Origin of the sequence: Micromonospora sp. DT44, assembly GCF_049841635.1 — a bacterium.
Classification (GTDB): domain Bacteria; phylum Actinomycetota; class Actinomycetes; order Mycobacteriales; family Micromonosporaceae; genus Micromonospora.
This window is the reverse complement of the sequence record NZ_JBNCKS010000008.1, coordinates 141,419-154,032: the sequence shown is the minus strand read 5'-3', so window position 1 is coordinate 154,032 and position 12,614 is coordinate 141,419. Positions and strand designations below refer to the sequence as shown.

11 protein-coding genes and 1 pseudogene are annotated in these 12,614 nt (G+C 72.1%); 7 read left to right on the top strand and 5 right to left on the bottom strand.

The features are described from left to right. The 5 genes from ACLQ25_RS07155 to ACLQ25_RS07135 form a co-directional block, all read right to left on the bottom strand. Window positions 1–427 (bottom strand): IS110 family transposase (locus tag ACLQ25_RS07155; protein WP_425730097.1); only part of this gene is annotated, 427 nt, incomplete at its 3' end. Between the two features lie 521 nt (window positions 428–948). Beyond that, window positions 949–2,199: an MFS transporter gene (locus tag ACLQ25_RS07150; protein WP_425730096.1), complete on the bottom strand. Its 1,251-nt coding sequence runs from the start codon at window positions 2,197–2,199 to the stop codon at window positions 949–951. Window positions 2,200–2,239: 40 nt separating this feature from the next. Next, the gene (locus ACLQ25_RS07145) at window positions 2,240–2,821 is read right to left on the bottom strand and encodes an isochorismatase family protein (protein WP_425730095.1); all 582 of its coding nucleotides are present in this window, start codon (window positions 2,819–2,821) and stop codon (window positions 2,240–2,242) included. Between the two features lie 31 nt (window positions 2,822–2,852). After that, on the bottom strand, window positions 2,853–4,139 hold the full coding sequence (locus ACLQ25_RS07140; protein ID WP_425730094.1) for a nicotinate phosphoribosyltransferase: 1,287 nt from the start codon (window positions 4,137–4,139) through the stop codon (window positions 2,853–2,855). A 16-nt stretch (window positions 4,140–4,155) separates the two neighbouring features. Then, a complete protein-coding gene (locus ACLQ25_RS07135) occupies window positions 4,156–6,834 on the bottom strand; it encodes a LuxR C-terminal-related transcriptional regulator (RefSeq protein ID WP_425730093.1) in 2,679 nt (892 codons plus the stop codon). 197 nt (window positions 6,835–7,031) lie between these two features. Here ACLQ25_RS07135 and ACLQ25_RS07130 point away from each other — a divergent pair, with 197 nt between their 5' ends. The 7 genes and pseudogenes from ACLQ25_RS07130 (at window position 7,032) to ACLQ25_RS07100 (ending at window position 12,587) form a co-directional block, all read left to right on the top strand. Next, on the top strand, window positions 7,032–8,582 hold the full coding sequence (locus tag ACLQ25_RS07130; RefSeq protein ID WP_425730092.1) for a hypothetical protein: 1,551 nt from the start codon (window positions 7,032–7,034) through the stop codon (window positions 8,580–8,582). Between the two features lie 148 nt (window positions 8,583–8,730). Beyond that, complete coding sequence (gene clpS, locus ACLQ25_RS07125; protein ID WP_039905549.1) at window positions 8,731–9,021, top strand: ATP-dependent Clp protease adapter ClpS; 291 nt, start codon at window positions 8,731–8,733, stop codon at window positions 9,019–9,021. A 61-nt stretch (window positions 9,022–9,082) separates the two neighbouring features. After that, window positions 9,083–9,577 (top strand): DUF2017 domain-containing protein, encoded by a 495-nt coding sequence (locus tag ACLQ25_RS07120; protein WP_425730103.1) that lies wholly within the window; start codon window positions 9,083–9,085, stop codon window positions 9,575–9,577. A 53-nt stretch (window positions 9,578–9,630) separates the two neighbouring features. Next, on the top strand, window positions 9,631–10,119 hold the full coding sequence (locus ACLQ25_RS07115) for a Mov34/MPN/PAD-1 family protein (protein WP_425730091.1): 489 nt from the start codon (window positions 9,631–9,633) through the stop codon (window positions 10,117–10,119). A gap of 66 nt (window positions 10,120–10,185) precedes the next feature. After that, window positions 10,186–10,485, top strand: a pseudogene (locus ACLQ25_RS07110) (MoaD/ThiS family protein); the annotation flags it as partial. A gap of 167 nt (window positions 10,486–10,652) precedes the next feature. Then, entirely contained in the window at window positions 10,653–11,618 is a 966-nt protein-coding gene (locus ACLQ25_RS07105) for a PLP-dependent cysteine synthase family protein (RefSeq protein WP_425730090.1), read from the top strand. Between the two features lie 225 nt (window positions 11,619–11,843). After that, entirely contained in the window at window positions 11,844–12,587 is a 744-nt protein-coding gene (locus ACLQ25_RS07100; protein WP_357393656.1) for an MBL fold metallo-hydrolase, read from the top strand. The last annotated feature ends 27 nt before the right edge of the window (window positions 12,588–12,614 follow it).

Genomic DNA, 12,614 nt, shown 5'->3' with positions numbered 1-12,614 from the left:
GGAGACGTAGCGCTTCGCGTGGTCCGTCGCTGCGGGGCACAGCGATGCGGTCGGTGGACAGGGCCAGCACGGCGTGGGCGGCGGCGACCGCGTCCAGCTGATCGGACTTGCCGCCTCGACGGCGGGCCGCTGCGGCGGGTTTGGGCGCCTCGCGGACTGGTTCACCGGCGGTGGTCAACAGCCGGCACAGCCCCTGACCGTGGGCCCGGGTGCCCTCCACCGCCCACAACCGGCGTCCCTCTGGTGGGGTGTGCGCGGCGGCGAAGGCCAGCAGCTGGCTCAACCCGTCCGGATCGGTGGGCACGGTGACCTGCGCCAGCACCGCCCCGAACCGGTCGAGCACCGCAGCGGTGTGCGTGTCGGTGTGGGTATCCACCCCCACCACCACGTCATAGGCATCCGTGACCCGCTCTACGATCTGTGCCATCTCTGTTGTTGCTCCTTTGCCAGTGACGACCGGGACAGTCGGCGTCGGCTCGGGATGCAGTCACCTCGGCGGCAAATCTGTGATGGGCCACGTGTCCTCGCACGGGCAGGCTTCTGATCAGGCCAGCGAGGTGGGCCGGGCCGGCGCCGACGACCACCTGGGGACAGGTCTTGCACAAGGCACACCCCAACTCCGAGCGGCCGGATCGGCAATGAGCCACCCAAGTGATCATCGACGCCGAACCTAGCGGCAACCAGCCGAACCGATCACCACGTACATAGAAGCGTCTTGCACTTTCTGTCGCGACCAAAGGGGTGAAGTGGGCAAAACGGCGACCGTTTGTGCAAGATCGGCGCGGGGATAGGCGGGGCTTCCAGGTCGCGAGCGCACTCTACGGACAAGATCCGCGCAGCATCAGGGATGTTGCTGCTTCCCACGCTCTCGAAGCAGCAACATCAGGTAAGTTGCGCGGATCTTGGTGCCGGGGTGCCGGGGTGCCGGGGTGCCGGGGTGCCGGGGTGCTAGCGGGTTGTGGCGGCTAGTTCCTGTTCGGTGGGTGTCGTCGGAGGGTGGGCGGTGGCGTTGCGGCGGCGGCGCAGTTCCAGCGGGAGCACGGCCACGGTGATCAGCACGCCGAGCGCCCCGGTCACCACGAAGCCCCACAGTGGCGCGCTGGCGTCGATGACCGCGCCGGCGAGTGGCGCGCCGACCGCGATTCCGACGGTGACGGCCGAGCCGTGCAGGCCCATCGCCTCACCGCGTACCTCGGCCGGGGCGAGCCGGCTGACGGCGTCGGCGGAGGCCGCGATGGTCGGCGCGCAGAGCGCGCCGGCCGGGATCAGCGCAAGTGAGAGCAGCCACCAGTGTGCGCCGCCCAGCCCGACCGGGATGGTGCAGAGCGCGAGCGCCGCGGTGAGCGCCAGCGGCGACAGCGAGCGGTGCACGGCCCCGTAGGCGAAGCCGCCGACCAGCGAGGCGATCGCCCAGCCGGCCAGCACGACGCCGGTCCAGCCGGCCTCCCCGCTGGCCCGCAGGACGGCGACCACCGCGACATCGGTACCCCCGAGGACCAGGGTGGCGGCGGCGCTGAGCGCCAGTACGGCGAGCAGCCGGGGGGTCAGCCACTCCCGGCGGGACACCTGGCGTCGTGGGCCGACCGGCTCGGCCGCGCCACGGATCGGCGGGTTCAGCAGCCACAGCGCGGCCCCGGCGGCGACGATGCCACCACCGACGAGGTACATGGTGGTCTGCGCCGAGATCGCGGTGACCAGGGCCACCGCCAGCGCCGGACCGATCATGAAGGACAGCTCGACGGACATGGAGTCCAGCGCGTACGCCGGCCGCCGTTGATCTTCCGGGACCAGCGCGGCGATCGACTGGCGGACCACCGAGAAGATCGGCAGGGCCAATGAGCCGGCCACGAAGGCGGCCGGCAGCAGCAGCGGGTACGCCAACGAGGGCGCGGTGGTCCAGAACACCGCCTCGGCGATCCCGGTGAGCACCAGCACCGGACGCAGGCCGCGCCGGTCGACCAGGCGGCCGAGCAGCGGGCCGCCGATCGCCGCGCCGATCGTGATGGCGGCACCCACCAGGCCCGCCGCGCCGTAACCCCGGTCGAGGTCGAGCACCACGTGGAAGGTCAGGGTGACCCCGGTGGCCGTGAGCGGGATGCGGGCGAGAACGGCGACCAGCAGCAGCGACCGCAGGCCGGGCAGGGCGAGCGCTGTCCGGTAAGGCTTGATGTTCACGTTGGTCCGTACCTCCGGCGACATCCTCGACGGGTCGCGGGCCGTTGGCCAACCAATTACCGCCTCATGCGGCCCTGATCACAGGCTCACCGTGCAGGACCACACCGGCGCCGTCCATCGCGCGCAGCGCCACGTCGGTGGTCTCCGGCGCGACCGCGGCGGTCAGCTCCAGCAGGACCGTGGTGGCGAAGCCCTCCCGGGCGGCGTCGAGCGCGGTGGCGCGCACGCAGTGGTCGGTGGCGATGCCGACCACATCGACGGTGTCCACGTCGTGCCGGCGCAACCAGTCGGCCAGGCACTCGCCGTCGTCGGCGTGGCCCTCGAAACCGGAGTACGCGGCGGCGTGCTCGCCCTTGTGGAAGATCGCCTCGACCTGTCCGGTCTCCAGCTCCGGGTGGAACTCCGAGCCGCTGGTGCCGACCACGCAGTGCCGCGGCCAGGACTCCACGAAGTCCGGCGGATCGCCGAAGTGCGCCCCCGGATCGATGTGGTAATCCTTCGTGGCGACCACGTGCCGCCACCGGTCCGGCTCGGTGGCGAGCAGCCGGGAGATCCCGGCGGCCACCCCGGCCCCACCCGGGACGGCCAGCGAGCCGCCCTCACAGAAGTCGTTCTGCACATCCACGATGATCAGCGCGTTGGCCATCGGGGGTCCCTTCGAGGTCGGATCGGCGGGCTCAGCCGGCGGGTACGACGGTGACCGGCACGGCGGGGTCACCGGCGGAGAGCTTCAGCCCTTCCCATGGGATGGAGATGAGGCACTCGCGCAGGTGTTCCCGGGACTCGTCGAGGGTTGGCAGGGCCACGGGCTCGCCGTCGACCACGTACGAGCGCTGGAGCGCCCGGTCGTTGGCCTGCCGGTCGGGCACGCCCTGCGGGACGATGATCTCTTCCGTGGCGGTGCCGGTGGGCTTGTGCCGGCGGACCGCCACCTTGCGCCCCCCGATGGTGGCCTTGTGCTCGGACCGCTTCACCACCGGCCGGCCGTCGACCTCGACGAGCTTGTAGACCAGCCCTGCCGTGGGCGCTCCGGAGCCGGTGACCACGGCCGTGCCCGCGCCGTACATGTCGACGGGCTCGGCGGCCAGCGCGGCGATCGAGTACTCGTCCAGGTCGCCCGAAACGATGATCTTGGTCTCGGTCGCGCCCAGGGAGTCGAGCAGTTCCCGGGACTGCTGCGCGATCACCGCCAGGTCACCCGAGTCGATCCGGACCGCCCGCAGCTCCGGCCCGGCCACCGCGATGGCGTTGCGGATGCCCTGCGAGATGTCGTACGTGTCGACCAGCAGCGTGGTGTCCTTGCCCAGCGTGGCGACCTGCGAGGCGAACGCCGCTCGCTCGTCGTCGTGCAGCAGCGTGAACGCGTGCGCCGCCGTACCCGCCGTGGGGATGCCGTAGCGCTCGCCGGCGGCGAGGTTGGAGGTGAACCGGAAACCGGCCAGGTACGCGGCGCGCGCCGCCGCCACGGCCGCCTCCTCGTGGGCCCGACGTGACCCCATCTCGATCAGGGCGCGGCCCCGGGCAGCGGTGACCATCCGCGCTGCGGCGGCCGCCACCGCGCAGTCGTGATTGAGCACGGAGAGCGCCACCGTCTCCAGCACCACACACTCGGCGAAGCCGCCGGAGACGGTCAGGATCGGCGAACCGGGGAAGAACAGCTCACCCTCGGCGTACCCGTCGATGTCGCCCGTGAAGCGGTAGTCGGTGAGCCAGGCCGCCGCCGCGTCGTCGACCACCCCGGTGCGACGCAGGAAGTCGACCTCGGCCGGATCGAACCGGAAGTCGCGGATCAGCTCGATCAGTCGCGCGGTGCCGGCGACGACGCCGTAGCGTCGGCCGCTGGGCAGCCGGCGGCTGAACACCTCGAAGACGCAGCGGCGGTCGGCCGTGCCGTCCTTGAGTGCCGCGCTGACCATGGTCAGCTCGTAGTGGTCGGTCAGCAGCGCGGGGCGGAGGGTGCTCACCGTCCCAGCCTAAGGTTCAGGCCGAGTCGTCGCCCTCGTGGCCCGGGATCGACCGCAGCGCGGCCCACAACTCGGCCCGGCCGGTCACGCCGAGCTTGGTGTAGATCCGCTGGAGATGGTTCTCCACCGTGCGGGCGGAGAGGTACAGCCGTTCGGCGATGGCCCTGCTGGTCGCGCCGTGCGCGGCGAGGCGCGCCACCTGCCACTCCCGCTCGGTCAGCACCGGCGCTCCGGCCCGTAGCGCCGGCGTCCGGATCAGGTTGCACCGCCCGAGCAACCCCGCGAGCCGTTCGCGTGCCTCCCCGGCCGCCACCGAGTGCTGCTGACGCAGCCGGTGCAGGGCCTGGGCGGTGGCCTCGGCGGCGTACACGGTCAGCTCCAACGCGGCGTAGTCGTCGGCGACCGACAGCAGGTCCGGGGCCGAGTCGGTCACCGCAGCCCGGGCGTGCCGGGCCAGCAGCGGCGGCAACACCCCGTCCACCCGCTCGGACAGTTCGGCGAGGCGCTGCGCCACGGTCCGCCGCCCGCCGTCGGAGCAGGTGGGGCCGATCGGCGCACCGGCCTGGTCCAGTCGGACCAGATCGTGCAGGACGTGCACCTCGTGCCCGGCGAAGCCGTCCGCGCGCAGCCGGTCGGCCAGATCCCCGAGGTGCTTCACCGCGCCCGGCAGGTCACCCGTCGCGGCCAGCACCGCGCCCCGGGCCTGCTCCAACCACGGGTAGAGCACCGCCATGCCCGGCGCGTGGGTGCGGTCGGCCTCGGCCATCGCCTCGGTGGCCTGCGCCGCGTCGCCGCGCAGCGCCGCCGCCTGGGCCCGTTCGGCCTGGGCCAGGCCCGCGTAGACCCGACTGGTGGCCAGCACCGCGCAGGCACCCAACGAGGTACGCATGGCCGCGTCGCTCTGACCCCGCAGCCGCGCGGCGTACGCCGCCAGGATCGCCAGGTAGCCGGTGCCGAGCCGGAAGTCACCGGCCCCCGCGAGGTCGGCGAACTCGTCGGCCACGATCGCGTCGATCCCGACGAGATCGCCGGTGAGCATGAGCCGGGTGCCGCGCGCCAACTCCAGGGCCAGTTGCAGGTACGGCATGTCGGTGCGCCAACTCGCCGCGGCCGAGTGCACCTGCGCGATGGCCGCGCCGCTGCGCGTCAGCTGACCCTCGGCAGCCTGGACGTACGCGATGGTGCTGCGGGCCAACTCGCGGGCGGCGATGCTGGCCGCCGGCCGGTCGAGCACGGTCTGGCTGAGCCGTACGGCGGTCGCCGTGTCCAGTCGGTGCAGCCGCATGATCGCCTCGAAGGCGTGCACCCGGGCCCGGTCGGCGGAGTCGCCGAGTTGCTCGACGCGGCTCGCGATCTCCTCCACCGTGGACTCCCGACTGAGCCCCCAGTAGCTGACCATGCCGCGGACGGTCAGCCATCGGCAGAGGCGGCGCTCGTCGCCGGGCTCCAGGGTCACCGCGTCGAGAACGCTGAGCGCCTCGTCCGGTCGGTCGGCGAACATCAGGATGGTGGCCAGCAGCTCCGCCGCGTCCGAGCCGCCGTCGGCATGAAGTGCGGCCCGGGCCAGGCGGGTCGCCAACGGAACGTCGTACCGGGTGAACGCCTGCATCGCGGCGTCCACGAGCAGGGCGGCGTCCTGCGCGGTGCCGGAGTCGAGCCGCCAGACCGCCACCCGCAGCAGGTCGTCGCGGCGGCGCTTGCCGACCTGCTCCAGCAGTTCGGCGAGGTGCGCCTGGAGGCGTCGGGTGCGGCTGACCGGGCATCGGCGGCGCATCACCTCGCCGTAGAGCGGGTGCGCCAGGCGTACGTTGGTCCGCCGGTCGTGCTGGACGACGGTGATCAGCCCGCGCTCCTCGGCGCACTCCACATCGGACTGCTCGGCGGCCTGGTTGAGCAGGTGCAGCCCGAGCGGCTCGCCGAAGGCGACCAGCTCGACGACCGTACGGACGCCGTCGGTGAGCTGCCCGACGCGGGTGTCGATCAGATCGGTGAGGCTCGGCGCCAGCTCCAGTCGCCCGGTCCACTTCCAGAGGCCGTAGGTGCGCTTCAACTCCTCGCTGCCGTTGGCGGCATGCACCAGCTCGCGCAGCAGCAGCGGGTTGCCGGCCGACAGCCGCCCGAGCCGGTCGGCGGAGTTGGCGTCGACGGGCCCGCCCAGGATCGCCGCCAGCAGGCCGGCGGTCTCCGACGGTGGCATCGGGGTCAGCTCGACGTGCTCGACCAGGTCGTCGGTCCACAGCGCGCGGATCGGCAGCGGGATCTGCTCGCCGTCGCGCAGGGTGCCCACCACGGTGGCGTTGTCCGCGCGGGCGACCAGGTGCACGAGCGCGGCGGACGGCGGGTCGAGCAGGTGCGCGTCGTCGATGGCGAGCACGATCCGCCGGCCGGCGGCCTGCTGTTGCAGCACGCCCAGCGCCCAGCGCAGGATGCCGGCGGGGGAGAGCCCCTGGGGCTGCTCCGCCGGGAGGACCTGCACCAGCCCGCCGAACGGCAGCGCCGCGGTGGTGGCGCTCGCGGCGATGGACCAGATGGCGTACCGGTCGGTGGGCAGGGTGTTGACGCCCTCCCGCAACAGCCGGCTCTTGCCGATGCCGGCGCTGCCGCTGAAGAAGAGCCCCCGGCCGGCCTCGCCGGTAACCGCCGCCAGCAGGCGGTTGAGTTCATCGGTCCGGCCGACGAACTTCCATCGACTCATCCGCGCAGCATATCCATCGAATTCCGTCCGCGCCCGCACCGTCACGCACCGAAGTTGAGTAGTCGCACAATTACCGGTGAGTACCCGCGGTATTCCGCCTGGTCGGCAGGCCAGACGTACTCTTCGGGCATCCGGGTAGTGTCACCGGAATTTCCAACCGACCGGCGTGCCGGTCGCCACCCCCGGGAGGCCACCCGATGCAGCAGGGCCCTCTCCCCTCGCTCGACTCGCCCAGCGACATGGCCAGCTCAGCCGACCCGCCGAGTTGCGCCCCGCTGCCCACCGAGCTCGAGGTTCCCGATCCCCGGTCGGACGAGCCGCTCGGCGTCGTCGCCGTCGGACCCGCCGGCGCCGACCGGCGTGCCGTGCTCGCCACCCTCGTCGGTCTCGACCCGGTGATGCTCACCGTTCCGGCCGGCAGTTGGCTGGTGGTCCGGCACGCCAAGGTGCCGACGCGGGCGGCGTTCGTCCCGGGCTACCGCCAGCCGCACTCGTACGGTGCGGACCGGGACGCGGCCGGCCCGGCGCTGGCCCGCCCGCCCCGACGGGTCGAGCTGAGCGTGCCCGAGCCGCTGCTGCGCCACTTCACCCTGATCGACACGCCGGACACCGGCGCGCTCGGTGTGGCCGGCGTCCGGGTGCTGCGTGACGCCGTCGGCCGGGCCGGCGCGCTGCTCTTCGTGATCGCGGCCGACCAGGCGTTCACCGCCCAGGAGTTGAACCTGCTCGCCGAGGTGGCCGCGGCCCAGGTGGAGGTCGTCTTCGCGGTTACGCCCGGCACGGCCGGATGGGCGGCGCTGGCCGACGGCACGGCGACGACGGAGGACGCGGGGGCGTCCGTCCCGCCGGCGGTCGGTCGTCCGGGGGAGGTGGACCCGGTCGCGGTGACCGTCGCGGCGCACCGCGCGGCGCTGCTGGCCGCCGTCCCCGCCCTGGCCGCCGCGCGCTGGTTCCCGGTCGACGGCGTCGACACCGCGGCCGACCTGCGCCGGGCGTTGGTGGGGTGGTCGGCGACCGAGGGGTTGCAGCGGGCCAGCGCCGAACCGCCCGTGCTGCCGGGGCAGCACGACCGGGTGGCGGTGGCCGCCGACCCGGGCGACTGGTCCGAACGGCTCGACCGGCAGGCCCGCTCCTGCGCCCAGCGGATCCGTCAGCACCTGGCCCTGGAACTGGCGAACATCCATCTGCGGGCCGTTCAGGAGATCGTCTTCGGGGTCGGCTGCGCCGGCCTTCCCGATCTGCTCGACCGGGAGATGGCGGCACTGTCGCTGCTGGCCACCGCGCAGTGCGACCGCGGGGTGCGGGGCATCGTGGCCGACACCACCGCCCAGGTGCTCGGCACGCCGCCCACGGAGGGCGTACGTCGTCGGATCGCCACGGCCGTCCAGTACGGCCTGGCCGACCACCGCACGGGACGCGACCTGGATCGGGTTCTGCTGGTCACCAGTACGGCGGGGGTGGCCGGACTGACCGGCGTCGAGGCGATCGACGCGCTCGCCGGTTATCCGACGGCAACCCGTGACGAGGTGCTTCCGCCGATCGCGGTGGCGCTGTCCGGCGGATGCTGGCAGCAGTGGCGTACCCCGGGAAACGACGACCACAGCGCGGCGCGGGCCTGGTCGCAGCGAGCGCTTCGGGAGGTCGAGTTGGAGCTCTCCCGCGAGATCTCCCGGCGGTTCGAGGTGATCCGTCTCTCGCTGGGCGTGGTGCTGTCCGATGCGATCGACCACGGCATCCTGCTCGCCTGAAAGCGTGCCCGCCGTGCGGCTCGACCTCGCTCCGCGTCTCGCCTCCGCCGAGGTGGGAGGCGGCTTCGCGGCGCGCACGACGGGTGATCCGGGTTCGTCCGGCGTTCCGGTTCCTCGGTTCCGGGAAACCGGTGGCACGATGGGGGGCATGGCGGCTCCACAGGTTGCACCGGTCGAGACGCCGGCCACTGACGACGTGCCGGCGCCCGACCGGCAATGGGTGACGATCGTGTGGGACGACCCGGTCAACCTGATGACGTACGTGACCTGGGTCTTCCAGAAGCTGTTCGGCTACAGCCGGGAGAGGGCGGAGCAGCTCATGCTGGACGTGCACCACAAGGGCCGCGCCGTGGTCTCGACGGGCGCCCGCGAGCGCATGGAGCACGACGCGTCGCAGTTGCACGCGTACGGGCTCTGGGCAACGGTGGATCGCTCGTGAGCGCGAGGAGTGAGCCGGGGTTGCGAGCCCCGCAGTCGCGAACCAGGCTGGCATCGTGAGCATGTTCCGGCGGCAGGCGGGCCGCTACGTCGCCACCTTCGCCGTCGACGAGGTGCGGGTGCTGCGCAAGGTCGCCAACGAGGTGGTCGGTCTGCTCACCGACGGCTTCGACCACACCGACCCGGTCGTCGGCCGGCTGTTTCCGGCCGTGTACCCGGAGGACGCGGCCAGCACGTCGGAGTTCCGCCGTTACACCGAGGGTGACCTGAAGACCGCGAAGATCGACCAGGCCGGGGCGATCCTGGCCGCGCTCCCCGACGATGCCGGCGGCGAGGTGCGGTTGGACGCCGAGGCGGCCGAGGCGTGGCTACGGGCGCTCAACGACGCTCGGCTGGCGATGGGCGTCCGGCTGGAGATCAAGGACGGCACGGACCTGGGCGAGGAGTTGGACGACGCGGTGACCGAGGATCCGGGATCGAGCCGGGTGTTCCAGCTGTCGGTCTACGCGTATCTCGGATATCTCCAGGAGTCGCTGCTCAACGCCTTGATCGACTAGGCGTGACCCGCACCACTTCAGGCCTCTGCCTGGGAGGCGTTAGGCTGGTGCACGTGCTGAGCATCGACCGGTCGATCATCAACGCGATCGTCGCCCACGCGCGCCGGGACCACCCCGACGAGGCGTGCGGCGTCGTCGCCGGTGCCGTCGGCAGCGACACCCCGACCCGGCACATCCCGATGGACAATGCCGCGCGGTCGATGACCTTCTACGAGTTCGACTCGATGGAGCACCTGCGCGTCTGGCGGGAGATGGACGACCGCGACGAGGAGCCGGTGGTCATCTACCACTCGCACACCGCGACCGAGGCGTACCCGTCGCGTACCGACGTGTCCTTCGCCGGCGAGCCGAACGCGCACTACCTGCTCGTCTCGACCCGCGAGCCCGACTCGGAGGAGATCCGCTCGTTCCGGATCGTCGACGGCGTGGTGACCGAGGAGCCGGTCCAGATCGTGGAGGCCGGGGTCGACCCGCACGCCGTGCAGTCCTACATGTTCGGGCAGAGCCCGGCGACGGTCGACTACGAGTGTTCCGGCCGCTGACCCGTCAGCGTCCGCACCCGTTTCTTCCCGTCACCGTTGGCACACCCGATCAAGGAGCACGACATCATGGCCATCGAAGTTCGCATCCCCACCATCCTGCGTAGCTACACCGGCGGCGCCAAGGTCGTCGAGGGCGCCGGCGACACGCTGGCGGACCTGCTCACCGACCTGGACTCCCGGCACGCCGGCCTGCGCGGCCGGCTGGTCACCGACGCCGGCGCGCTGCACCGCTTCGTCAACGTCTACGTCAACGACGAGGACGTACGCTTCCTCGGCGCGCTCGACGCCAAGCTCTCCGACGGCGACAGCGTCACCATCCTGCCGGCCGTGGCCGGCGGCGCGTTCGGCTTCGCCGCGGCAGCGGCGATCAGCTCGCACAGCGCGGCGGCAGCGGCGATCAGCTCGCACAGCGCGGCGGCAGCGGCGATCAGCTCGCACAGCGCCGCGGCAGCGGCGATCAGCTCGCACAGCATCAGCCGGGACAGCGCGGCAGCGGCTCGCGACGCCGTCGCCGCTCGCTGAGGGCGGCCGTCGTGGCGCGGTACGACAGCCTGCTCGACGCGTGCGGAGGTACGCCGCTCGTCGGGCTGCCCCGGCTCTCCCCGACGGTGCCCGACGGGGCGCCGCCGGTGCGGCTGTGGGCCAAGCTGGAGGACCGGAACCCGACGGGCAGCATCAAGGACCGCGCGGCGATGTTCATGGTCCGCGCGGCGGAAGAGGCGGGCCGGCTCCGGGCTGGTGACACCATCCTGGAGCCGACCAGCGGCAACACCGGTATCTCGTTGGCCATGGTGGCGAAGCTGCGCGGGTACCGGCTGGTCTGCGTGATGCCCGAGAACGTCTCGACCGAGCGGGTTCAACTACTCCGCATGTACGGGGCGGAAATCATCTTCTCGGAGGCGGCGGGCGGCTCGAACCAGGCCGTCGCGACGGCCAAGCAGATCGCCGCCGACCACCCGGACTGGGTGATGCTCTACCAGTACGGCAACGAGGCCAACGCGCGGGCGCACTACGAGACGACCGGCCCGGAGCTGCTGCACGACCTGCCCACCATCACGCACTTCGTGGCCGGACTGGGCACCACCGGGACCCTGATGGGCACCGGGCGCTACCTGCGCGAAAAGGTCGAGGGCATCCAGGTCGTGGCGGCCGAGCCGCGCTACGGCGAGCTGGTCTACGGGCTGCGCAACATCGACGAGGGGTACGTGCCGGAGCTGTACGACGCCTCGGTGCTGTCCCGGCGTTTCTCGGTCGGCACGCGGGACGCGGTGCTGCGCACCCGTCAGCTCGTGGAGGTGGAGGGCATCTTCGCCGGGTTCTCCACGGGCGCGATCCTGCACGCCGCGCTGGCGGTGGCCCACGAGGCGGTCCGCGCCGGCCGACGTGCCGACGTCGCGTTCGTGGTGTGCGACGGCGGCTGGAAGTACCTGTCCACCGGCGCGTACGGCGGCACACTCAGCGACGCCGAGGACGCGTTGGAAGGTCAGCTCTGGGCCTGAGGGCCGGGTTCCACGCGAACGGGCCGTCGGCGTACGCGTCGATGGCCCGTTCCGCGTCTCGGCTCGCCGTGAGCGTGTGTCACGTTCGTGACAACTTCCAACGGATGATTCTTGTCCTCGGGTACCCCGGCGTAGGCTGCGCAGCGTGGCGTACGCGTCGGTAGAGATCATGGCCGGTACGACCGCCGGCAGAGATACTACTGACAGTGACAGTGAGAAAACCCGATGCGACTGACTGTCCTTGGGTGTGCCGGCAGCTTCCCGGGCCCCGAGTCACCGTGCTCCGCCTATCTCGTCGAGGCGGATGGTTTCCGTCTCCTGGTCGACTTCGGCTCGGGGTCGTTGTCCAGCCTCCAGCGGTACGTGGGCCTGCACGCTCCGGACGCGATCCTGCTGACCCACCTGCACTGTGACCACATCCTCGACGCGGTGACGTACGTGGTGGTCCGCCGGTACGCCCCCGAGGGCCCCTACCCGGCGCTGCCGGTGTACGCCCCGGCCGGCGCCCCGGACCGGCTCAGCGCCGCCTACGGCGACGACGGCACGGTGGACGACGTCTACCAGTTCTACGCCCTCCAGCCGGGCACGTTCCCGATCGGGCCGTTCACGGTCACCGTCGACCGGGTCAACCATCCCGTCGAGACGTACGGCGTGCGGCTGGAGCACGGTGGCCGGTCGCTGTGCTACTCGTCGGACACCGCCGAGTGCGACGCGTTGCTGCGGCTGGCCCAGAACGCCGACGTGTTCCTGTGCGAGGCCAGCTACCTGGACGGCGTGGACAATCCGCCGGATCTGCACCTGACCGGCCGGGAGGCGGGTGAGATCGCGACGAAGGCGGCGGTGGGTCGTCTGCTGCTGACCCACCTGGTCGCGGCCTGGGGCAGCGAGGCGCACACGCTGGAGTCGGCCGCCGGCGCGTACAACGGGCCGCTCGAAGTGGTCCGGGCGGGCGCTAGCTACGACATCTGACCACCCGGCGCTTCGTGGGCGTCGTCG